A 21,157-nucleotide genomic window follows, 5' to 3' on the forward strand; every position below is an offset into this window, starting at 1 on the left:
GCAGGGCAACTAGCCTTGCCCACGTGTCGGCTGCGCGAGATAACGTCCTGATCATTCATTGGCACGACCTGGGGCGGCACCTCGCGAGTTACGGTGTCGCCGGGGTCAACAGCCCCCACCTCGACCGGCTGGCGGCCGAAGGCATCCGGTTCACCGACGCACACGCCACGGCGCCGCTGTGCTCGCCTTCGCGCGGTTCGCTCTTCTCAGGCAGGTATCCGCACACCAACGGTCTGATCGGGTTGGCGCACCACGGTTGGGAATACCACGCGGAGGTGCAGACGCTTCCGCAGATCCTCTCCGACAGCGGTTGGTACACCTCGCTGTTCGGTATGCAACACGAGACTGCATATCCGAAGCGATTGGGCTATCACGAGTACGACGTCACGAACTCGTTCTGCGACTACGTGGTTCCACGTGCCCAGAACTGGTTACGACGCTTCCCGCCCGAGCCGTTCCTGCTCACCACGGGGTTCTTCGAAACGCATCGGCCGTACCCGGCAGATCGCTACACCCCGGCGAACTCCGCAGCCCTCGAGGTCCCCGGATACCTTCCCGACGTGCCGCAGGTGCGCGAGGATCTGGCCGAGTTCCACGGCAGCGTAGAGGTGGCCGACGCCGCGGTGGGTGATCTGCTCGCGACTCTCGAAGAAGAGGGGCTCGACGAGAACACGTGGGTTTTCTTCCTCACCGATCACGGCGCGGCGTTCCCACGCGCCAAGTCGACGCTCTACGCACCCGGCACCGGCATTGCCTTGATCGCTCGGCCTCCCGCCCGGTATCGAAGCGGCGGAAAGGAATACGACACCTTGTTCAGCGGTGTGGATCTTGTTCCGACCATTCTCGATCTGCTCGGAATCGACGTCCCCACCGAGGTGGAAGGGCGCTCGCACGCCGATGCCCTCGTCGATCGTGGAACTGAACCATCCGAACCCGTCCGGACTTCCCTGTTCACGGAGAAGACCTTTCACGACAGTTTCGATCCCATTCGCGCGGTGCGAACCAAGGACTACAGCTACATCGAGAATTACGCCGTCCGCCCGGCTCTGGATCTACCGCTCGACATCGAGGACAGTCTTTCCGGAAAGGCGCTGGGCACCGAGCATCTGGCGGTACGCGCACCTCGGGAGCTGTACGACCTACGAACCGATCCCGACGAGAAGATCAATCTGATCGATCGACCGGAAGTCTCGGCGGTACAGGCGGAATTGTCTTCGCAGCTTCACAACTGGCGCGCCGAAACCGACGACCGTCTTCCCGACGAGGCATTGGGAAGCGCGATGGCCGTGCACCGCATGGCGGCGTACCTCGAGAAGATCGGTGTCCGGCCCAACGTGCGGTCCGCCTACAGCGCGGATCGCGGATATCTCGAGTCGGACACCGAAAACCCCTAGGTTTGAGCGGTCTCTCGCTCCTCCAACAATGCCATGACCCGCTCGACCAGTTCACTGATGTCAGCGCCGGTCGTGTCGAAAGCCAGGTCCGGAGCTTCCGGCGTTTCGTACGGTGCGTCGATTCCGGTGAGCCCCTTCAGTTCACCGGCCCGCGCACGCGCATACAAGCCCTTGGGATCTCGACGTTCGCATTCTTCGACGGGAGTGGTGACGGCAACTTCCAGGAAAGTGAGTCCGGCAGCTTCGTTGAGAGCACGCGCAATTGCTCGGTCCGAACGCAGCGGCGAGACCATCGACGCGATGGCCACTACGCCGGCGTCGGCGAACAGTCGAGTGAGATGCCCGACGCGACGGATGTTCTCAGCCCGGTCTCCCGGCGAGAACCCGAGATCGTCGGAGATGCCGTGGCGCACGTTGTCGCCGTCCAGAAGATACGCGGTGCGTCCGGCCTCGACCAGCGCACGCTCGACAGCCACGGCGACGGTGGACTTTCCGGAGGCAGGCAGGCCGGTAAGCCAGATCGTTGCACCCTTCTGGGTAGTCGACGCCCACCGTCGTTGACGCTCGAGTGAGGACGGGTGCCATTTGATGTCGCTGCGGGTCTGCTCGCCGGGAACAACGACGCGGGGTTCGAGAATGGTGCCTGCACCGACGGTGTCATTGCTCTGCTCGTCGATCAGAATGAACGCACCAGAGTCTCGATTGTGGTCGTAGGTGTCGGCGACGACCACGGAACTGGTTCGGAGCGTGACCGTTCCGATGTCGTTGAGCCCCAACTCCACCGGGCTGTCCTGCTCGTCGAGTGTCTCGGGATCGAGTCGGGTGTGCAGTTCTTGAACGGTCGCTCGCACGGTTCGGGACGTGTGTTTGAGTGCTATCCGGTCACCGGCGCGCAACGGGGTGTTGGACAACCAGCAGATCGTGACGTCCAGTTCTCGGGCCAGCACCGGCAAATGGGCCTGTGCGCCGCCACTGACCAGAACGTCGCCACGTCCGACGTCGATGTCGTCGGCCAGTTCCACCGAAACCGACAGTGGTGCAACGGCAGTGATGCGACTTTCGTCAAGAGTGTCCAGCCCGATCACGGTGCTCTTCGAGCCGGACGGCAGAACCACCACTTCGTCTCCGACACTCAGCGTGCCTGCTGAAATTCTGCCGGTGTATCGGCGACGGTTCTGCGGATCGGGGCGCGAAACCCACTGCACGGGAAGCCGGAGCTCTTCGGTGCGAGTCGCAGGCGCATGGAGTTCGACGCCTTCGAGGTACTCGAGGAGCGTCGGCCCGTCGTACCACGCGGTATTCTCCGAACGGGTCACGACATTGTCGCCGGCTTTCGCGGAGACCGGGATGGCGAGTACGTCTTCGCGTCCGACTTGTCGCGCCAGGGCCCGCAGTTCTTCCTGTACCTGAGCGAATCGCGCTTCGTCGAAGTCCACCAGATCGATCTTGTTCACCACTGCCACAAGGTTCGGAACACCGAGCAGCGCAGCGATTCTGGCGTGCCGACGCGTCTGACGCAGCACTCCGGTCCTCGCGTCGACCAACAGGACCGCTACGTGTGCGTTGGATGCGCCGGTGAACATGTTGCGCGTGTAACGCTCGTGCCCCGGAGTATCCGCGAGTACGTAACTTCTTGTGGGAGTGGAGAAGAACCGGTAGGCAACGTCGATCGTGATTCCCTGTTCACGCTCGGCGCGCAGTCCGTCGGAGAGTGCGGCCAGATCAGCGACACCATTCTCGTCGGTCACGGAATCGAGGTGATCGGTGGGCAGGCTGCCGGTGTCGTGCAACAGCCGGCCGATCAGCGTGCTCTTGCCGTCGTCGACGCTACCCGCCGTTGCCAGCCGCAGGAGTTGGCGAGTGATGGTGGTGGTCATCAGAAGTAGCCCTCACGCTTTCGGTCTTCCATCGCGGCGACCGACGTTCGATCGTCTGCGCGAGTCTCGCCTCGTTCGGATACCGTCGCGGCCGAGATCTCGGTGACGACGTCGTCGATGGTGGTGGCATGAGATCGAACAGCGCCCGTGATGGTCAGATCGCCGACGGTTCGATACCGCACCCATTCGGTTGTAGCCGAAGCATTCTCGGCATCGGTGCTGAATTCGGAAGCGGCGAGGAGCATTCCGTCGCGCTCGAATACCCTCCGTTCGTGCGCGAAATAGATGGACGGCAGTTCCAGTTCCTCCTGGGCGATGTAGCGCCAGATGTCGAGTTCGGTCCAGTTGCTCAGCGGGAAAACACGAACGGACTCGCCGCGTCTTATCCGCCCGTTGTAGAGCGACCACGGTTCGGCCCGTTGCGCCCGTGGGTCCCACTGGCCGAACTCGTCCCGGAAGCTGAGCACTCTTTCCTTGGCGCGCGCACGTTCTTCATCCCGGCGGGCGCCACCGAACGCGGCGTCGAACCTTCCGCCTTCGAGAGCGTCGAGCAGGGTTCTGGTCTGCAGTCGGTTTCGTGATCGGCTGGTCTCGGTCGACTCCTGCACTCTGCCCTGGTCGATCGAATCCTGAACGGAGGCAACCAGAAGTGTGTGTCCACCCTCCTTGATTCGGCGGTCGCGAAATTCGATGACTTCCTCGAAATTGTGACCGGTGTCGACGTGCAACACCGGGAAGGGGAGCGGCGACGGTCGAAACGCCTTCTCGGCCAGCCGAAGCAGGACTATCGAGTCCTTGCCCGCCGAGAAGAGTAGTACCGGTCTTTCGAGTTCTGCCACCACCTCTCGAATGATGTGAACCGCTTCGGATTCGAGAACTCGGAGTTCGTCGACCACATCGGTGACGGTGCTCATGTGACGGGGTATCCGTTCTGTTCGGCGTCGATGCGGTAACGCTGCACCCATTCGCGGGATCGTCCGTCGCTCTGACGACGCAGCGGCGGGGGTGGGGCCAGTTGTCCGTCGAGACCGAGGGAGATGAGGGTTTTTGCGACCACGGACTGCGGGTCTTCGGTGAGATCGCGGAACCCGATCTCGATGGGAGAGATGTCCTCCTCCTCGAACCAGCGCTTCCACTGTCGTTCCTGCTCACCGAGAATCGTCACCAGGTGTGCAATTCCGAGTGCGTTGTAATGCGCACCGTCCGAGAGATTCGGCGGGGTGGCGTCGTCGCGCCAGACCTGCGTCTGCACGGCGCGCCACATCGACACAGCCTGAGCGACGACATCTTCTCGATAGACGTGGATGAACTGCAGTTCGTGATCGAGGGTGTCATGGAGTGCGGAACGTAGATCAGTCCCACTGCGCCACGGCAATCCGGCCGCGCGATCGAGCAGGAGCGGCGTCTGATTCCACATCAGCTTGCCACCCCAGACTCCGTTGGGTGTCCGGCCGAGTTCGAGAAGTTGTGTGCGCCACTGCTCGGAGGTGCGAGTGTCCGGCGTGCCCGGGTGGAACGGGGCGAGCAGACCCAGGACGGACTCGTCCGTGACGTCCTCGAACCACTGCCTCGGTTGCGGCGATCGAGAGGTCTCGGGGAGGTATTGGAAGAACTCTTCCGGCTCACCTGCGACCCCTGTTGCGCGCAGGGATTCGACCAGCAAAGTACTGCCGCTGCGCTGCGAAGCGCAGACGAGAAACGAGCGATGGGCCTCCGTCATGCGAGCAACGCTAAGGGTGGCCGGAAACCGCCGCAAGCTGGGAAAATAAACTCACGTAGAGGTTAAATCTCGACGTGAAACGTTAAATGTGCGGGTCGCGAAATCTTGCGCTACGGCATGTCTTACGCAGTTGTCGCAAGGGCTGCGGCGAGCCCGAAAGCGATGGCCATGAAGACAACTTCACCGATGGCGCGGCGCAGGGATCCGTCCGCGCTCATGCGGTGTGCCGCACTCGCGACTACCCACGTCCGACGCCACCACCACCCCAGTGCGACGAGTAGTGAGATCGCCACGATCTTGGCGAGGATCACTCGGCCGTATGCGGTGTCGTAGAAGGCGGAGAGCGAGTCGAGTCGCACGACGGCGTTGACGATACCGGTGACGACCAACGCGAGGACGCAGCGCCAGGCGAGGGCGGAGTACTTGGGCAACCAGAGCGCCCACGCACCGCGCGACGGTGCGGCAAGCGCGAGTGCGGCGAGCACGCCGAACCACAAGGCCGAAGCGAGGACGTGAACGGCGTCGAGGATCGATCCGAAGCTCTGCTGGGCCATGTGGCCGGTGATCGGGCGGGCAGCGAGGGCCAACGCGGAGACGACCAATGCCGGTGCGACGGGAACGGTCTCGGGATTGGTGAATCCGTAGACGCCGTAGCAGACGACGGCAAACGCGCACGCGATGATCGCGACACCGACGCGGCCGACATTGACCTCCGAGACGAAAGCGCCGAAGTGCCCGATGGTCAGCGAGGCGACCGGGGCGCCGTCTGCCGCTGCGGCATTGAGTACGAGGAGCGTGATCTCGGCAACGAGCCAGACCGCCGCCGCCGCGGTGAGCTGGGTCCACATGACAGCGGGGGTTGTTGCCGGGCGGCGTTCACCGCGGCCCATCCAGCCGAGCGTCGCGATACCCAGTGTCAACGAGCCGCATCCGATTGCGAGAACGCGGACAGTGCTCGACGATTCGGGTCCTGACGGGCTCGCGAGGCCCCAGGCGATCAGGACTCCCAGCAGAGCTGTGGGTACGGCAAACAGCAACCACCACCTGTTTGCCGTACCCGTCACGCGATCAGCTCGACTTCGGCTTACGGAGCACGAAGAACAGCGCACCGCCGAATACGACGACGCCGGCGACGATGAAGATCCACACCGGCATGCTGCCGGACTCCGACTCACCCGTGCTCGACGCGGCGGCAGCGCCGGGAGTTCCCGACCCCGCTTCGGTGAGGGTGAAGGTCAGGGTTCCGTTGACGGGGTGGCCGTCGGCGGAAGTGACGCGGTACGCGATGGTGTAGACGCCGGTCGGTCCGAGATCGCCGAGGTCTGCACTGACAGTGGGACCTTCGACAGACGGATCGCTCTTGGTCCAGAGGTTGCCGTCGGGACCGGTGACGGTCAGTGCCGCGAACTGCGCCTGCAGGGCCTCGTTGAACGTGACCGAAACCTTGTCAGGCGCAACTTGAACGGACGCACCGTTTTCCGGGTTGGAGCCGACCACCGCGGAGTGTGCACTTGCAGTGCCCATTCCGAGCATCGTGGCCAGCATCGCGAGCATGCCGACGGCGATGACCTTGATCCGGGTACTCATCAGCGCTTGCTCCTGACCAGTGCGCCGAGGCCGAGTGCTGCGCCGAGAGCGCCGAGCACCAGGCCGACGCCGCCGAGCCAGCGAGCAGTGTTGTCCGACGAAGAAGATTCGGATGCAGCGGAAGTCTCGGCAGCAGGCGCTCCGTGGGCGTCACCGGTGGACGCGGCGAGACTCAGCGTCGGTGCGGGCTTGTCCGGCTCACTGCCGTCGGCAAGTTCTTCCTGATCCCAGTTGACGACGTTGCCGTCGCTGTAAGTCTGGACGGCCTTGAACTCGACCTCTTCCTGCTCCGGCAGTGGGCCGGCGGAAAGGACGAACTGCTGGAACTGGCCGGGTGCGATTCCGACGCCGGGGTCGGCCGTCCACGTCACGGACTTGGCGACCAACGAGGTGGGGTCCTTCTCCACGACGGCGGTCCAGCCGGGCAACGGTTCGGTACGTGCCGACTTGAGGTCGGGGAGCGCCACCGTCAGCTTGGTGGTCGAAGCGGTGTCGGATTCGGTGGGCACACGGAACGTGAGAACGGAGTATCCGCCCTGCGTAGCTCCTGGTGCGACGACGCTGACGTGTGCTGAAGCAATTCCGGCGGCCAGCAGCACGGCGCTGCCGGTAGCGACGGTCGTGACAACCGCACGCGAAATCAGGGTGTTCTTCATGTCGGGAAGTGTCCTCTTGGTTTGGTGAAGGGCTGGGGAGTTCTACGAATCTTCAGACCAGTGCAGGAGGACCGCGCCGCGAGATGCTGGCGCGAAGAAGAGCGTCGACGGGTCCGTGATGGATTCCGGTCGAGACGGTGTGGCCGCGGGAAGTGACGGCGGCGGGAGCCAGGGACGCCAGGACGACGTGTAAAGCGTGGGTGACAACGCGGTAGAGGCGCTCGGCGGCCAGGACCGCCACCGCACAGGCGACGGTGGCACCGGCATGAGCACCGAGCATCACCAATCCCGGAGCGGGCGAATGAGCGTGCTCGGAGAGCGTCATGGTGGTGTGCGCGGCCAGCTGACCCAGGCCCAGAGCCAGGATCAGGGCAGCGGGCCCCCGAGAGAAGGCGGGAAGGGTGGCCGTCACGGCGCCGACGGTTGCGCAGACGGCGAGCAACAGGGTCAGCGACGACGACTGTGGCAGCTCGCCTCCGCCGATCCCGTGCGCGGCGACAGCGAGAGCAGCCGAAGCGGAACCGACAGATATCCCCCGGAGGGTCGCGGTCTGCTCGGCTGCTCTCACTGTTCTTCTCAGGTCTAGCGGACGCCGAGACGTGCGAGCAGATCTGCTTCGACGCCGTCGAGTTCGGAAGAAATCGCCTGGTGAGCTGCTTTGCGGCGTGCCTGCGGCATCTGCTCCGCAGCGCGAACTGCCGTGCTGAGGTCGCCGAGGCGCTCACGGATGGAGGCGGCGAAACGCTGCGTCTCCGCGTCGTCGGGCTTGCGGCTGAGGATCTCGGTGACCGAGCTCTCGGCACCGGCGATACGAGCGCTCAACTTCGCGCCGTGACCGGTGTAGTCACCGAGCTGGTCGACGGCGATGCCCATCTTCTGTGCGCGCGTGGTGTCGAGCTGGGCGCGCACAGCCGTTGCCGCACGGTAGGCGATCGGCAGGAGAACCGGGGCAAGCAGACGTGCCACACCCAGGTACTTACGCACCTTGGCGACGGTCAGGCCCTGATTCGCAGCCGCTTTCTCCTGCGCCTTCAGGGTCGCGATCTGCGCCTTTTCGATCTTGTGCTGTGACTCGATCTCGGCTTTCTCCAGCTTCTTGAGCGACTTGGTCTCGACCTTGTCGCGCTTACGCTGGCTCTTGGCGTTGAGCTTCGCCTCGACCTCAGCCTTGTGCTTGAGAGCCTTTGCCTCCGCCTTGCGGGTGGCACGAGACTTTCGCTTCTTGAACAACCCCATCGAAAAGGACCCCGTTTCCAGGTGTTTGTGTGTTGCCAGGTACCTGCGCTTCGGCTTCAGCCTAGGGGAGCACATAATCTTCGTCATCGTGTGTTCCGTTAACAACCCCGCGCCCCAGCTCCCGATCATCGATTCGGGGGCGTTGACCCGATGCCGCCATCGGGTGCGTCTGGACGGGTTGTTTCCCGGGAAATCGGCTTCGGAACCCGTCGACACCGGAGTGAAGCAGCGCCAGGATGCCGCGATCGCGAAGCGCGCGGAGATCGCCGACCTGGTGATCGGTGCTGCTCCCGAGCGTTGGGTGAAGATCAACCCCGATCAATCGGCGTCGGCTCAGGCTCGCGACACTCTGGCTGCCTGTGAGGCCGGCGCGGACCGGATCTGGGGCGCGGTCTTGCCGGTCGAGCGCGATACCGGCCGCAAAGGCCGATGCGAAATGCTCATCCGTGACGACGAGGGCGGCGGGTACATCCCCGTCATCGTCGTCAATCACAAGGTGACCGATCCCGGCCAGGGCGCGATCACCTCGGGGCTCTTCGAATGGGAGCCAGCGGTCGATCCCAAACGCAAGGTCCGCAGTCAGGTCCGCGATCAGATGCGTGTCGCGCAGGTCTACCGGATGCTCGAGCGTCGCGGGCTGGCGAGCCCGTCGCTGACGGCAGGCGCGATCGGATACAACGGAGACTGCATCCTCGTCCACGACCTCAGCGCCATTCTCGACGATTACGACGAGCGTTTCGCCGACCGTATCGCTGTTGCCCGCGGTGAGGTGCTGACGTCTCCTTCACAGGTGAGCGAGTGCAAATCGTGCCCGTGGTGGACCGAATGCAAGCAGGAGTTGGTCCGCAACCGCGACGTCAGCCTCGTGGCTGTCGGATCGCGAGCCGAGCTTCTGCGCGACGTCGGCTGCAACACGATCGATCAGCTGGCCGCCTGGGAAGGTGAGCCGCTCGAGGATTGGCCGCACGGAAATTTCGACGACGCAGTCGTGATCGCCAAGGCGTGGTTGGTGGATGCTCCGTTGGTGCGGCGGTTCGAGAAGATCTCGGTGACTCGGGCGGACATCGAGATCGACGTCGACATGGAGAGCTATCAGGAGCACGGCGCATACCTGTGGGGAACGTTGCTCAATGTCGGTGGCTTCTCGATGTATCGAGGATTTGCGACGTGGGATCCGTTGCCGACGCGTGACGAGGCGCGGTCGTTCGCGGAGTTCTGGGGTTGGCTGACGGCGGAGCGCGCCGCGGCCGCGGCTTCGGGCAAAACCTTTGCTGCATACTGCTATTCGCGTTCGGCCGAGGACAAGTGGTTGTTGGACTCGGCACGTAGGTTTGCCGGTGAACCCGGGATTCCGAGCAAGGACGAGATCCGCGAGTTCATCGACAGTCCACAGTGGGTCGACATCTATCAAGCGGTGAGTGATCAGTTCATTTGCCCAAACGGTAAGGGACTCAAGAAGATTGCCCCCGTCGCCGGGTTCAACTGGCGTGACGCCGAAGCGGGTGGTGAAGCGTCGATGGCGTGGTACCGCGAGGCGGTCGGCTACGACGGTGAGCCGGACGAGACGCAACGGACACGCATCCTGCAGTACAACGAGGACGACGTCATCGCCACCAAGGTTCTTCGTGAGTGGATGACGGACCGCGCGGAGAAGGAAGTTCCACTCGCATCCGAACTCTGAGGACTTGATATTTTCAGCCCTGAATCGCCCAAATGTCTGAATTAAGTGAGCAATAGGGGCTTCTTCGGTTGCAATTGTCGGCCTGTCTGCGACACTGAGTCACATTGACGTCGGCTTTGCGTGCGCGGGAGGCATACCGAATGCTGAGCAGGTTAGCTGCATTGAGAACCGACGCGGATCTGTCGGAACTCGAGCGGCGAGACCTGTTTGCTCGCCAAATACTTCAAGTGTCGACCGTGTCGCCACTCGCGAATTTGACCAACGTCTTCAGCACGATTGCGTTGCTCGTCTACGTTGTCCCTCCGGGGCATGGGAAATTCCAATTGGTGTGGGGCACTGTGGCCCTGGTAGTAATTCTCAATTCAGTGCGCATGTGGATGCCCCGTGTGATGCAGCGGGACAGGTACTCTCCGAAACGCTCGACCTCGCACGACTACTGGATAATGATGGCCGAGACTGTTGTTCTCGGTGTGCTGCTCACCGTATTTGCTGCGGCCATGCTTCCCGTGATCGACAGCTCCCGGAAACTTGTGCTGATTTCCTCGATCGCCGGAGTGATGGGCGCCGGCTCTGTTGCACTGTCGACCCTTCGCTCCCTGGGATTGACCTGGATTTGGGTGCACAGCATCGGGCTTCTGATTGTCATCGTGCCCCAATGGACTGTCGGGTACCTGGTCCTGTCCTTTCAGCTCGTCACCTATTCGGTGGCCCTTTCGATCAGTGTCGTCTACCTGTCGTCGACGTTCCGAAGCCGTTGTCTGGCCGAATTTGCTGCGGCAGCCGAACGTCAAACAGTCGAACTGCTTCTCGACGATTTCGAAGGCGGGGCGCGGGACTGGCTGTGGGAAATCGACGTTGACCGCAAGCTGTCCCACGCTTCACCTCGGCTGGCGCAGGTCACCGGAATTCCCCTGGCGGACTTGCGCGAACGTCCGGTAGAGGCAATTCTGGGCCGGCTCGAGGTTCAGAAATCCGCGGTCGGCCGCGATGCGATTGCCAGGATCAGCGGACACTTGGAGGGAGTGCTTCCGTTTCGCGACATCGCGGTGCCGGTGCGGGTGGCTGGGGCCGATCTATGGTGGTCCCTGTCGGGGAATCCGAGGCTTTCGGCAGATAATCTGCTGCTGGGTTGGCGCGGGGTGGGTTCCGACATCACCGAAAGGTACAAGTACGAGCAGCGGATACTGTGGCTGGCTGCAACGGACGCTTTGACCGGGTTGCCGAACAGGCGATCATTCGGTTCGGAACTGCAATCCGCCGTCGAGTCCGTCAGGGAGGGGCTCAGGTGTATGTCGGAATTCTCGATCTGGACAACTTCAAATCGGTGAACGACACGCTCGGACATCCGGTCGGCGACAAGCTGTTGATTCAGGTCGCAGCGAGACTGAGCCGAGCCCTCGAAGGTTCGATGTGCGCGCGGATCGGTGGCGACGAATTCGGGTTGATCGTGCGTCGACGCGACGCGACGGCATGGGCCAGGGGCGGGGCGATAGGGGAGCGGTATTCGAGCGCTGCATGCAAGCCTTACGGGATCCGTTTCACATCAACGGAAATCGGATCGAAATACATGCGACCGTCGGGTATTGCACTGCGCCTTCCGACTCGACTGACGTTGATACCCTGGTGATGTTCGCCGACCTGGCTCTGTACGAAGCGAAGGCCGCGGGAAAGCGTCGTGTCGGACGATTTTCTCCTTCGTTGCGGGCTCAGGCGAACCAGCGAGCTTCTGCGTTGCAGGAGCTTGGTCAGGCAATCGACTCGCGGGAGTTCGAACTGTACTTCCAGCCCCAGGTACTGGCCGCGTCCGGTCGAATCATCGGTTTCGAGGCGTTGGTGCGGTGGAATCATCCGACACGAGGTTTGCTGTCACCGGACCAGTTCATCGGTGTAGCCGAGGAAACCGGCTTGATAGTTCCACTCGGCATTCAGGTACTGCAGATGGCATGCGACGAGGCGATGCGTTGGTCCTCGGATATCTTTGTCGCTGTCAATGTCTCGCCAACGCAATTGGTTTCGTCCGGGTTCGGTTCGGCTGTCTTGGCGGCGTTGGAAATATCTGGGCTGCCGAGCAGACGCCTCCAACTCGAAATCACCGAGACCGGTGCTGTGGACGAGTTGGAGATCGAAGAACTGGAACAGCTTCGTTCCGTGGGAATTGCCATTTCCCTGGACGACTTCGGAACGGGCTATTCGTCATTCGAGAGCTTGAAGAAACTGCCGTTGGACATCCTCAAGATCGACAAGTCGTTCATCGCCGAGTGGAACGACGACGACTCGGCAGTGGTGAAGTCGGTGGTAGAGGTTGCCAAGGCGCTGGGCATGCAGTCGCTGGCGGAGGGGGTGGAAACGGCGGAGCAGTTGCAACTGCTGCGCGACGCCGGGTGTGAAGTGATCCAGGGTTTCTACATCAGCAGGCCTCAGCCGGCCGTGCACGTTGCCCAGTACTTGTCCGCTGCCGTCCAGGCATCGGGCGAGTTCGTGCATTCGTTCGGCGGCGCCAGTACGCGGGACGGACACTGACGAGCGAAGGGCCGCTGCAAGAAATCTGCAGCGGCCCTTGCTATTCGATCTCTAGCGCGGAGCCATACGGAGAGCGCCGTCCATGCGGATGGTCTCGCCGTTGAGGTAGTCGTGCTCGACGATCATCTGAGCGAGCTGTGCGTACTCGGACGGCTGACCCAGGCGTGACGGGAACGGGACGCCGGCTTCGAGGCCCTTGCGGTACTCGTCGGTGACGCCCGCGAGCATCGGGGTGTCGATGATGCCGGGAGCGATCGTATTGACGCGGATGCCGAACTGCGCGAGGTCACGGGCAGCCGGAACAGTCATGCCGTGCACGCCGCCCTTGGATGCGGAGTAGGCGATCTGGCCGATCTGTCCTTCGAAGGCGGCAACGGAAGCGGTGTTGATGACAACGCCACGCTGGCCCGACTCGTCGACAGCCTCGGTCTTCGAGATAGCGTCGGCGGCCAGGCGCATGACGTTGAAGGTGCCGAGCAGGTTGACGGTGATGACCGTGCGGAACAGTTCGAGGTCGTGCGGTCCCTTCTTGGACAGGATGCGTCCGGCCCAGCCGACACCGGCACAGTTGACGACGATGCGCAGCGGGGAGCCCGACTCGACGATCTGGTTGATCGCTGCTTCTACCTCTTCGCCGCTGGTCACGTCGGTGGGGATGAGGGTGACGCCGGCGGGGACGTTGTCGCCTGCGCGCTCGATCGACGCGGGCAGATCCAGGCCGAAGACGGTAGCGCCGGCGTCGGCGAGGCGCTTGGCTGTTGCGGCGCCTAGGCCTGATGCCGCTCCGGTGACCAGTGCTGCGGTTCCCTTGATTTCCACTTCGTGTGCTCCTCGAGTTAGCGATCGGTAAGGCGGTGGTACGTGTCGAGAACCATAACGCGAGGGTGTATGTGAGGGCGAACGCGCGAGACCTGCGACGGGCTGGGTACCTTGGACGCGAGGTCTGAGAGCAAAGCACCGGACGAGAGGGGACCTGCGTGAGCAAGGCGCCTGTGCGTCCCGCCGCTTCTGTCGAGAATTTCGAGCGGTTGCAGCGCGACCCGCTCTTCGAGGATCTGGCCGAGCTGATCGCGGAGATCCTCTCCTACGCATTCGACGCTCCGGCTGACGTCGAGATCGAACAGTGGACGATCAGTTGCCTGCCTTCGACCAATCGATCGGCGGAGCGCCATCGATTGTTCACACTCAACATCGGTCCGATGGAGATTCTGAGCGTCGAGTGCCATCTTGTCCGCGGTGAGCCGATCGAGCACGTCATGTCCGTGTACGTATCCAGTTCGGCATTGGAATCGCGAACCGGCTGCAGCATCGAAGAACTCGATGCCAAGCACGATCTGGTCGCCATCAGGCGCACGGAATTGGCGTCAGCCGACGGCGACGGGACCGTGATCGACTGCAGTCTCGAGGACTCGGATGCGTTGGAGCAGTTTGCCCTACTGCCGGTCGACGTGACGACGGTTCGTCCACTCGCGGAGCATCTTGTTGCCAAGGGCAAAGGGCCTTTCCGGCAATATCACAACTCCGGATTTGCCAAGTATGTATTGGAAAGGTCGCTCGACCATGGTTGATCAGTTGCCCATCCGCCTCCCGCGTGTGCTGCGTGACGGGGACGATTCCGGCGCGCTCGACGTGTTGGAGGAATACTTCACGCGACCGCTCCGCAAGACGGGTTATCTGCGAACCGGCGCACTGTGGGATTCCTGGGATCCCAGTGGCAATCGCGATCGTGATGCAAACATCTTCACCGCGGAAGACCTTGTTGCGGTGACGCTTTTGGCGGTGCAGGTTCCGGCTCAGGGAGCCTTCTTCCTGCTCGGCGAGAACAACGCCGAATTGAACCGCCTTCTGGCCGACGTCGGGCCGGATCGCGATCTGTCGAACGAACCCGACCCTTTCACCCCGGAATCTCCGGTGTGGTGTTTGGAGACGGCGCTTCGAGAGATTCACGGCGTCGGACGCACCATGGCGTCCAAGCTCATCGCCCGCAAGCGTCCGAGGTTCTATCCGATCTACGACGACGTCATCGGTCGAGAATTGGGAACGAAGTCGGCCCACCTGGAGCCCGTTCGCGCAGCCGTGCGGGAAGACGAGTTGCATAGTCGACTCCTCGACCTACGTGCACGTGCAGGACTCGGCGAATCCGTTCCGGTCATCAGGGTGTTGGACGTGCTGGCGTGGATGCAGGGGAAGGGATACAAACCGGCGCTCTAGCTTTCTTGTCGGTAGGTGGGTCTAGTATCGAATGTATGTTCGATAATGGATTGACGGGCGGTGTGGGCACATCCGTCGATGACGGCCGTCCTGTCGTAGATCCACTCGTGCTGCCGGACATGCTCTTTGCCACGGCGCAGAGTGAGAACATGCTTGCCGCGCAGAAGGTGCTCGGCGCATCCATGTTGTCGGAGTCGAGATTCAATGCCGAACTCGACGTGTCCGGTGATGTCGACAAGGCGTGGCGGATCGCATGCAACGAGATCGCGGTCATGCTTACATGTTCACGTCGTACTGCCGAAGTCCACATCGAGATCGGTGACGCCCTGCGCGAGTTCCTTCCGCTCACCAAGGCCGCCTTCGCCGCCGGCGAGCTGGACTATGCGCGTGTGCGCAAGATTGTCGACGGACTCACCGGGGCCGACCCCGAGGCGATCGCAGCACTCGAGCGCCGGGTACTTGCCTCGGCGCACCGTCTTCCTCCCGGGCAGCTGGAGCGCGACATCGAACGTCAGCTCTTTGCCTACGATCCGGACGCTGCCGCCGAACGTCGACGGAAGATGCTGGAACACCGCGATGTTCGCACGCGTGCCGACCGTCACGGGCTCGCGCAGTTGCAGGCAACTCTCAGTGCTAACGAGGCCGTCGAGGCGCTTGGCCTGATCAACGACGCCGCCGGAAGTGTCTGCACTAGCGATCCGCGAAATGTCTCGACCCGTAGGGCCGATGCGCTGGTCGCTCTCCTGCACGGTGAGAACGGGCTTCGTTGCCAGTGTGGCAGCGAAACGTGCGAGGCTGCATCCACGGAAGCCCAATCAGCTACGTCCTCACGTCGGAAGCCGTTGTTGCACATCGTGTGTGATCTGGCGACGCTCCTCGGATTGACGTCAGATCCCGCGAGCATCGACGGGTACGGACCGATCGATCCTGATTTTGCTCGCGAACTTGCTGCTGATTCCACCTGGCAGGCTCTGTTTGTAGATTTCCGCGCCCAGGCCGCCGGGAATCGACCACGTCGACAACATGCTCCGATTGTCCTTCCGCCTGTCACCCGGCCTGATCGCCCGAGCCGCGAACCGAACGGCTGCGGAGATCGAATTCGGGCAATGCAACTGAAGGTGGCGAAAGCACCGGACATAGTTCGAAGATCGGATGGGCATGGCGCCCAGCCCGATCCATCTCCCGGTGCGCTGACCTATGCTCCGGGAGCGGCACTGGCCGCGTTGGTTCGGGCCGTCGACGGTCACTGCCGATTCCCTGGCTGTTCGGTGCCCGCGAACCGGTGCCAACTCGACCACATCACCGAATTTGATCCATCCGATCCGAGACGTGGTGGGTGGACCATCGCGGGCAACCTCCAGTGCCTGTGTCGTCATCACCATCAGGTGAAGACATACAGGCTGTGGACGCCGGTAATGCTGGAGGATCGTGCCATTCACTGGACCGACAGCACCAGCGGGTTGACGGCCGTCACGGTTCCGGAGGGGCGCTGACTTCGAAGATGATCTCCAGACCGTCTTCTTCGTCCCACTGCTCACCGACTTCGTTGAAACCGTACTGGCTGATCAGATTTCGCGATGCAATGTTGTCCGGACTGATGGTCGCGCGAACGATGTGTACTTCGGATTCGCGACTCGCGACGTCGAGAAGTATCTCGAGGGCGGTTCGTGCGTAGCCCTGTCGTCGAAACGCCGGGTCGATGCGATATCCCATCTCGACCATTCCACGCGCGTCTGGGCGGCCGTGAAATCCGGCCAACCCCACCGGCGTCGACGTCCGCGTGTCCACGGCGATGCGGGTGATCCAAGCGCTGTCGTGAGGGTTCTCAGATATCTGCTTGCTCCGGTAGCGCCATAAGCCCTGGCATTCCTCGCCGAGGAGATAGGGGGTCAGGATTTCGGGTGCGAGTTCCATTGCGAGAGTAGCGTCATCGTCACCCAATGCGTGGAGGACTGGTGATGGGACGCGGATCAGTTGAAGTCCGCGTCCGTCGAGTGTCCAGGGTATTTCGGTGACTGTCACAGGTCGGCGATCGGGGTCGACAGCGTTATGTCGACGCCGATGCTCCGGAGATTGCCGTCGAGAACCTGCCAGATGGAGCGTTCGAGGAATTCGGCGAATTCCGTGCTGGTCACGTCGGAACCCGGTTGGCTGAGCCAACGGTTCACGCTGACGTCGACCAAGCCGATCACGCCGAAAGCCAACGGCTCCCCCATCTTCGACGGTTTGCCGCGGCTGGCGAGAATCGCGCCCAACAGGTTTCCCAACTGGACGGCGATGGCTGTCTTCGTTCCGGTCACCACTTTCGAACCGGTAGCCCGGGTGCTCGGGGAGCCCTTGCCTAAAAAGTGGTGCAGTCGTGGGTATTTCACAATCCAGCGAAGGTACGTGTCGACGGCCCGCGAGATGGCCTCGCCGACGGTGCCCTGGGGCGTGAGGGTGGGGGTCAGGTCGGTCATCATCATCTCCAGGATGCGGACTCGCAGCTGCTCGTCGAGGTCGGCTCGATCCTTGAAGATCCGGTAGACAACGGAACGGGGGACGTCGGCGCGCTCGGCGATTTGTTGGACGCCGACGTCGGCGCCACCTTCGTCGACTGCGTCGAGGGCTGCGTCGAGGATCCGCGCTTTGCGCTGCTCCTTGTGATCGTTCCAGCGAGTGCTGCGCCCGTCGGGCTGCGCCGACTCGGCTGTTTTTGTCATAAATCGAACGATACTCACCCCGCCATTGACTGGACAAGATGTCTCACATACTTTGGTGGGACAGCGTGTCACACACAGATACCGTTCTCTTCAGGAGTGGCAATGAGTAACAGGGTTTTTGTCGTCGGCGTCGGCATGACGAAGTTCGAGAAGCCGGGATCCCGCGAGTGGGACTACCCCGACATGGCACGCGAGTCGGGTACCAAGGCGCTCGAAGACGCAGGTATCGACTACTCCGAGGTCGAGCAGGCATACGTCGGCTACGTCTACGGCGAGTCCACCGCAGGTCAGCGGGCTGTCTACGAGCTGGGTCTGACAGGTATCCCCATCGTCAACGTCAACAACAACTGTTCGACGGGATCGACCGCGCTCTACCTCGCCGCGCAGGCAGTCAAGAGCGGTCAGGCCGACTGCGCATTGGCGCTGGGCTTCGAGAAGATGCAGTCCGGGTCGCTCGGATCCACCTACGACGACCGCGAACAGCCACTCATGCGGCACCTCCTCGCTCTCGCCGAGCTGCAGGAATTCGCGATGCCGCCCGCCCCGTACATGTTCGGAGCGGCCGGCCTCGAGCACATGGAACGCTTCGGAACCACCGCGGAGCAGTTCGCCAAGATCGCCGTCAAGAACCACAAGCACTCTCTGAACAACCCGTACGCCCAGTTCCAGGACGAGTACACCCTCGAACAGATCCTCGAGGCGCGTCAGATCCACGGACCGCTGACCAAGCTTCAATGCTCGCCTACCTCGGACGGATCCGGCGCGGCCATCATCGCCAGCGAAGCATTTGTCGAGAAGCACGGACTTGCCGCTCAGGCGGTCGAGATCGTCGGACAGGCCATGGTCACCGACATGAACAGCACTTTCGAGGACAAGAGCGCCATCAGCCTCGTCGGCGCAGACATGACTCGTAAGGCCGCTGAGAAGGTATACGCGCAGGCCGGCATCACCGCCGACGACGTCGACGTCATCGAACTCCACGACTGCTTCTCCACCAACGAGTTGCTGACCTACGAGGCGCTCGGGCTGTGCGCCGAAGGTGACGGCGGCAAGCTTGTCGACGCCGACGACACCACCTACGGCGGACGCTGGGTGGTCAACCCGTCCGGTGGCCTCATCTCGAAGGGTCACCCCCTCGGAGCGACGGGTCTCGCGCAGTGCGCCGAACTCACCTGGCAGCTTCGCGGAACCGCCGACAAGCGTCAGGTCGACGGCGCGAAGGTTGCTCTCCAGCACAACATCGGCCTCGGCGGCGCAGTTGTCGTGACCGCATACAAGCCCTACGCACGCTGAATCACACCCTCAACCCGCTAGCTACCCACTAGGAGTTCCATCATGGCTTCCGTTTCCGTCTCCGCTGTACTGCCCGCGCCCCCCGAAAAGACCTGGGATGCGCTCTCCGATCTGTCTCGCTGGGAAGAGTGGCTCACCATCCACCAGGGCTGGAAGAGTGAACTCCCCACCGAGGTTGCGTTGGGCGCCAAGTTCACCGAGGTCGTCTCCGTGATGGGTATGGCAAACAAGATCGAGTGGACCGTCGAAGAGGTCGAGGTTCCGAAGATGGTCAAGATCGTCGGAACTGGAATGGCCGGCGTCACCGTCGAATTCATTCTCTCGGTCGAGGCCGATGGTGCGGGCTCGAAGGCGACCGTCGACGCCAGTTTCAAGGGCACCATGATCGTCGGGCCGATCGGCAAGGCAGTCGCCAAGAACGCCAAGGCTGATCTCGAGGCTTCGCTGGCGAAGTTCGCCGAGCTGGTCGGGTAACGGTTCAGTGACAACACCGAAGTCGACGACACCGAAGACCAACGCGGTCGAATTCGATACCTCCGGACTGGGCGTGTGGACCGATCCGGAACACTTCGAGGTGACAGCCGAGCGCATCGCCGAATATGCCGCTGCCACCAACGATCCCATCGAGCGACATCTGAAGGGCGAGATCGCTCCGCCGGTCTTCGCGGTGGTACCCGTCTTCATGTCGATGGCACCGGCTGCCCTGTCGGTGGCACCGGTGGAACTGCTGATGAAGCTCGTTCACGGTGAGCAGGATTTTCTGTTCCATCGTCCGATCTACCCCGGTGACCATCTGGTCGCTCGCGCCAAGCCCATCGGTTTCGAGGGTCGCGACAACGGTTCCACCGTCGTCATCTACGTCGAAACCAAAACCGACAAGGGCGAATTGGTCAACGAGCAGTGGATGACGGCGTTCTTCCGCAAGGTCGACGCGGGCCCCGGCCTGGGTGAGAAGGCTCCCGAACACCGATTCGACGACGCTCTTCGCGCGGGCAGTCCGGCAGCGGTGGTGAATCAGCACATCGACGAGGACCAGACGTTCCGGTACTCACCGGCGTCCGGCGATCCGATGCCGATCCACCTCGACGAAGAGATCGCTCGCATGTCCGGGCTCCCTGGAATCATCAACCACGGGCTGTGCACCATGGCGTTCACGTCGTGGGGAGCCCTGACCGAACTGGCCGGCGGAGAGACCGAGCGGTTACGCCGTCTCGCAGTGAGATTCGCGAAGCCCGTACTCCCGACCCAGGACATCGAGACGGTGTTCTACAAGGCGGGTTCGGCAGACGGAGCCACGTCCTACTCGTACGAAACCAGCGCGGTCGGTGACCTGGTCATCAAGGACGGCCTCGCTGTCATCTCCGACAAATGAGTCTTCATATCCGACAACTGAACTGATGGGAATCTGAACTGATGGGAAGTCTCGACGGTCGCGTAGCGATCATCACCGGAGCAGGACGCGGCATCGGCCGTGAGCATGCGTTGCTCTTCGCTCGTGAGGGTGCGAGCGTCGTGGTCAACGATCTCGGCGGAGCAAACGACGGTTCCGGTGCAGATGCCGGCCCCGCGCAGCAGGTAGTCGACGAGATCGTCGCTGCAGGCGGCAAGGCCGTTGCCAACACCGACAACATCGCCACCTGGGACGGCGCCGAGGGGCTCGTCAAGCAGGCCGTCGGCGAGTTCGGCCGACTCGACGTTTTGGTCAACAACGCCGGCATTCTTCGTGACGCCTTCATTGCCGGCATGGACGAGAGCCAGTGGGATGCAGTCATCGCCGTGCACCTGAAGGGGCACGCAGCGACGCTGCACCACGCTGCTGCGTACTGGAAGGACCAGAGCAAGGCAGGGGAGACCGTCAATGCTTCGGTCATCAACACCGCCTCGGCTTCGGGTACCTTCATGCCCAACGCGGGCCAGGGCAACTACGGCGCCGCCAAGGCGGGCATCGCGGCCCTGACCTTGGTGGCCGCAGACGAGCTCGATCGATACGGCGTGCGTGTCAACGCAATTGCGCCGATCGCGCGTACTCGACTGACGCTGGCGACACCCGGTATGGGTGCGCTCTTCGCGGCCGAGGTCCCCGAGGGGGAGTTCGACGCGTTTGCGCCGTCCAACATCTCACCGTTGGTGGCATATCTTGCGGCAGCGGACTGCAAGCTCACCGGCAAGGTGTACGCCGTTCAGGGCGGAGCCATCACGGAACTCGCCGGCTGGCACGGCGTCAACACCATCGAGAGCGAGGGCCCCTGGACCGCCGCCGACCTCGCAGAACGTCTGTAA

The 21,157-nt window shown here is 62.7% G+C and carries 22 protein-coding genes and 2 pseudogenes; 13 read left to right on the forward strand and 11 right to left on the reverse strand.

The window, feature by feature from the left end; genetic code table 11:
- Positions 1 to 23 precede the first annotated feature (23 nt).
- On the forward strand, positions 24 to 1,394 hold the full coding sequence (locus QM716_RS19680; protein WP_283305753.1) for a sulfatase family protein: 1,371 nt from the start codon (positions 24 to 26) through the stop codon (positions 1,392 to 1,394).
- Here QM716_RS19680 and cysC read toward each other — a convergent pair.
- The 8 genes from cysC to QM716_RS19720 all read right to left on the reverse strand — a co-directional run bounded on the left by cysC (position 1,391) and on the right by QM716_RS19720 (position 8,470).
- The gene (gene cysC / locus QM716_RS19685; RefSeq protein WP_283305754.1) at positions 1,391 to 3,271 is read right to left on the reverse strand and encodes an adenylyl-sulfate kinase; all 1,881 of its coding nucleotides are present in this window, start codon (positions 3,269 to 3,271) and stop codon (positions 1,391 to 1,393) included. The two genes, QM716_RS19680 and cysC, sit on opposite strands and share 4 nt — an antisense overlap.
- Positions 3,271 to 4,185 (reverse strand): sulfate adenylyltransferase subunit CysD, encoded by a 915-nt coding sequence (gene cysD / locus QM716_RS19690; protein ID WP_283305755.1) that lies wholly within the window; start codon positions 4,183 to 4,185, stop codon positions 3,271 to 3,273. The genes cysC and cysD overlap by 1 nt, the downstream gene beginning before the upstream one ends.
- On the reverse strand, positions 4,182 to 4,991 hold the full coding sequence (gene stf0, locus QM716_RS19695; RefSeq protein ID WP_283305756.1) for a trehalose 2-sulfotransferase: 810 nt from the start codon (positions 4,989 to 4,991) through the stop codon (positions 4,182 to 4,184). Before stf0 ends, cysD begins: the two co-directional genes overlap by 4 nt.
- 122 nt (positions 4,992 to 5,113) lie before the next feature.
- Positions 5,114 to 6,055: a CopD family protein gene (locus tag QM716_RS19700; RefSeq protein WP_283305758.1), complete on the reverse strand. Its 942-nt coding sequence runs from the start codon at positions 6,053 to 6,055 to the stop codon at positions 5,114 to 5,116.
- A 4-nt stretch (positions 6,056 to 6,059) separates the two neighbouring features.
- Positions 6,060 to 6,578, reverse strand: coding sequence for a copper resistance CopC family protein (locus tag QM716_RS19705; RefSeq protein WP_283305760.1), 519 nt, complete (start codon positions 6,576 to 6,578; stop codon positions 6,060 to 6,062).
- Positions 6,578 to 7,234, reverse strand: coding sequence for a YcnI family copper-binding membrane protein (locus tag QM716_RS19710; protein ID WP_283305761.1), 657 nt, complete (start codon positions 7,232 to 7,234; stop codon positions 6,578 to 6,580). Before QM716_RS19710 ends, QM716_RS19705 begins: the two co-directional genes overlap by 1 nt.
- A 52-nt stretch (positions 7,235 to 7,286) precedes the next feature.
- Positions 7,287 to 7,802 carry a hypothetical protein gene (locus tag QM716_RS19715; RefSeq protein WP_283305762.1) on the reverse strand — a complete coding sequence of 172 codons (516 nt, stop codon included), beginning with the start codon at positions 7,800 to 7,802 and terminating at the stop codon, positions 7,287 to 7,289.
- 14 nt (positions 7,803 to 7,816) lie between these two features.
- Entirely contained in the window at positions 7,817 to 8,470 is a 654-nt protein-coding gene (locus tag QM716_RS19720) for a DUF6474 family protein (RefSeq protein ID WP_283305763.1), read from the reverse strand.
- A gap of 124 nt (positions 8,471 to 8,594) precedes the next feature.
- Here QM716_RS19720 and QM716_RS19725 point away from each other — a divergent pair, with 124 nt between their 5' ends.
- The 5 genes and pseudogenes from QM716_RS19725 to QM716_RS19745 all read left to right on the forward strand — a co-directional run bounded on the left by QM716_RS19725 (position 8,595) and on the right by QM716_RS19745 (position 12,671).
- Entirely contained in the window at positions 8,595 to 10,151 is a 1,557-nt protein-coding gene (locus tag QM716_RS19725) for a TM0106 family RecB-like putative nuclease (RefSeq protein ID WP_283305824.1), read from the forward strand.
- Between the two features lie 140 nt (positions 10,152 to 10,291).
- Positions 10,292 to 11,479, forward strand: a complete 1,188-nt coding sequence (locus tag QM716_RS19730) for a GGDEF domain-containing protein (protein WP_283305764.1) — start codon at positions 10,292 to 10,294, stop codon at positions 11,477 to 11,479.
- Positions 11,437 to 11,562, forward strand: a pseudogene (locus tag QM716_RS19735) (diguanylate cyclase domain-containing protein); the annotation flags it as partial. The gene QM716_RS19730 and the pseudogene QM716_RS19735, both read left to right, overlap by 43 nt.
- Before the next feature lie 104 nt (positions 11,563 to 11,666).
- Positions 11,667 to 11,765: pseudogene (locus QM716_RS19740) on the forward strand (hypothetical protein); the annotation flags it as partial.
- Between the two features lie 12 nt (positions 11,766 to 11,777).
- The gene (locus QM716_RS19745) at positions 11,778 to 12,671 is read left to right on the forward strand and encodes a putative bifunctional diguanylate cyclase/phosphodiesterase (RefSeq protein ID WP_283305825.1); all 894 of its coding nucleotides are present in this window, start codon (positions 11,778 to 11,780) and stop codon (positions 12,669 to 12,671) included.
- Positions 12,672 to 12,722: 51 nt separating this feature from the next.
- Here QM716_RS19745 and QM716_RS19750 read toward each other — a convergent pair whose 3' ends face one another.
- Positions 12,723 to 13,490: an SDR family NAD(P)-dependent oxidoreductase gene (locus QM716_RS19750; RefSeq protein ID WP_019746337.1), complete on the reverse strand. Its 768-nt coding sequence runs from the start codon at positions 13,488 to 13,490 to the stop codon at positions 12,723 to 12,725.
- A gap of 158 nt (positions 13,491 to 13,648) precedes the next feature.
- On the opposite strand from QM716_RS19750, the gene QM716_RS19755 reads away from it, so the two are divergent.
- The 3 genes from QM716_RS19755 to QM716_RS19765 are packed head-to-tail and all read left to right on the forward strand — an operon-like array spanning position 13,649 to position 16,375.
- Positions 13,649 to 14,239 carry a hypothetical protein gene (locus tag QM716_RS19755; protein WP_283305766.1) on the forward strand — a complete coding sequence of 197 codons (591 nt, stop codon included), beginning with the start codon at positions 13,649 to 13,651 and terminating at the stop codon, positions 14,237 to 14,239.
- Positions 14,232 to 14,882, forward strand: coding sequence for a DUF6308 family protein (locus QM716_RS19760; protein ID WP_283305767.1), 651 nt, complete (start codon positions 14,232 to 14,234; stop codon positions 14,880 to 14,882). The genes QM716_RS19755 and QM716_RS19760 overlap by 8 nt, the downstream gene beginning before the upstream one ends.
- Before the next feature lie 35 nt (positions 14,883 to 14,917).
- On the forward strand, positions 14,918 to 16,375 hold the full coding sequence (locus QM716_RS19765) for an HNH endonuclease signature motif containing protein (protein ID WP_283305768.1): 1,458 nt from the start codon (positions 14,918 to 14,920) through the stop codon (positions 16,373 to 16,375).
- On the opposite strand, the gene QM716_RS19770 is transcribed toward QM716_RS19765, so the two are convergent.
- Both QM716_RS19770 and QM716_RS19775 read right to left on the reverse strand, forming a co-directional pair.
- Positions 16,353 to 16,904, reverse strand: coding sequence for a GNAT family N-acetyltransferase (locus QM716_RS19770; protein WP_283305769.1), 552 nt, complete (start codon positions 16,902 to 16,904; stop codon positions 16,353 to 16,355). The two genes, QM716_RS19765 and QM716_RS19770, sit on opposite strands and share 23 nt — an antisense overlap.
- Positions 16,901 to 17,584: a TetR/AcrR family transcriptional regulator gene (locus QM716_RS19775; RefSeq protein ID WP_283305771.1), complete on the reverse strand. Its 684-nt coding sequence runs from the start codon at positions 17,582 to 17,584 to the stop codon at positions 16,901 to 16,903. The genes QM716_RS19770 and QM716_RS19775 overlap by 4 nt, the downstream gene beginning before the upstream one ends.
- Before the next feature lie 102 nt (positions 17,585 to 17,686).
- Between QM716_RS19775 and QM716_RS19780 the strand changes: the two genes are divergently transcribed.
- Genes QM716_RS19780 through QM716_RS19795 form a run of 4 tightly spaced genes read left to right on the forward strand, consistent with a single transcriptional unit; the run spans position 17,687 to position 21,157 of the window.
- Entirely contained in the window at positions 17,687 to 18,877 is a 1,191-nt protein-coding gene (locus QM716_RS19780) for a lipid-transfer protein (RefSeq protein ID WP_283305772.1), read from the forward strand.
- A gap of 42 nt (positions 18,878 to 18,919) precedes the next feature.
- Positions 18,920 to 19,351: a type II toxin-antitoxin system Rv0910 family toxin gene (locus QM716_RS19785; RefSeq protein ID WP_283305773.1), complete on the forward strand. Its 432-nt coding sequence runs from the start codon at positions 18,920 to 18,922 to the stop codon at positions 19,349 to 19,351.
- 7 nt (positions 19,352 to 19,358) lie between these two features.
- Positions 19,359 to 20,249 (forward strand): MaoC/PaaZ C-terminal domain-containing protein, encoded by an 891-nt coding sequence (locus tag QM716_RS19790; RefSeq protein WP_283305774.1) that lies wholly within the window; start codon positions 19,359 to 19,361, stop codon positions 20,247 to 20,249.
- 41 nt (positions 20,250 to 20,290) lie between these two features.
- A complete protein-coding gene (locus tag QM716_RS19795; protein ID WP_283305775.1) occupies positions 20,291 to 21,157 on the forward strand; it encodes an SDR family oxidoreductase in 867 nt (288 codons plus the stop codon).

The organism is Rhodococcus sp. IEGM 1409 (assembly GCF_030056735.1).
Lineage (GTDB): Bacteria > Actinomycetota > Actinomycetes > Mycobacteriales > Mycobacteriaceae > Rhodococcus_F.

Coding starts and splice junctions, on each gene's coding strand:
- QM716_RS19710 (WP_283305761.1), bottom strand. CDS start 7,234: ATGAAGAACACCCTGATTTCGCGTGCGGTTGTCACGACCGTCGCTACC.
- QM716_RS19745 (WP_283305825.1), top strand. CDS start 11,778: ATGTTCGCCGACCTGGCTCTGTACGAAGCGAAGGCCGCGGGAAAGCGT.
- stf0 (WP_283305756.1), bottom strand. CDS start 4,991: ATGACGGAGGCCCATCGCTCGTTTCTCGTCTGCGCTTCGCAGCGCAGC.
- QM716_RS19785 (WP_283305773.1), top strand. CDS start 18,920: ATGGCTTCCGTTTCCGTCTCCGCTGTACTGCCCGCGCCCCCCGAAAAG.
- cysC (WP_283305754.1), bottom strand. CDS start 3,271: ATGACCACCACCATCACTCGCCAACTCCTGCGGCTGGCAACGGCGGGT.
- QM716_RS19730 (WP_283305764.1), top strand. CDS start 10,292: ATGCTGAGCAGGTTAGCTGCATTGAGAACCGACGCGGATCTGTCGGAA.
- QM716_RS19760 (WP_283305767.1), top strand. CDS start 14,232: ATGGTTGATCAGTTGCCCATCCGCCTCCCGCGTGTGCTGCGTGACGGG.
- QM716_RS19795 (WP_283305775.1), top strand. CDS start 20,291: ATGGGAAGTCTCGACGGTCGCGTAGCGATCATCACCGGAGCAGGACGC.
- cysD (WP_283305755.1), bottom strand. CDS start 4,185: ATGAGCACCGTCACCGATGTGGTCGACGAACTCCGAGTTCTCGAATCC.
- QM716_RS19765 (WP_283305768.1), top strand. CDS start 14,918: ATGTTCGATAATGGATTGACGGGCGGTGTGGGCACATCCGTCGATGAC.
- QM716_RS19775 (WP_283305771.1), bottom strand. CDS start 17,584: ATGACAAAAACAGCCGAGTCGGCGCAGCCCGACGGGCGCAGCACTCGC.
- QM716_RS19780 (WP_283305772.1), top strand. CDS start 17,687: ATGAGTAACAGGGTTTTTGTCGTCGGCGTCGGCATGACGAAGTTCGAG.
- QM716_RS19720 (WP_283305763.1), bottom strand. CDS start 8,470: ATGGGGTTGTTCAAGAAGCGAAAGTCTCGTGCCACCCGCAAGGCGGAG.
- QM716_RS19705 (WP_283305760.1), bottom strand. CDS start 6,578: ATGAGTACCCGGATCAAGGTCATCGCCGTCGGCATGCTCGCGATGCTG.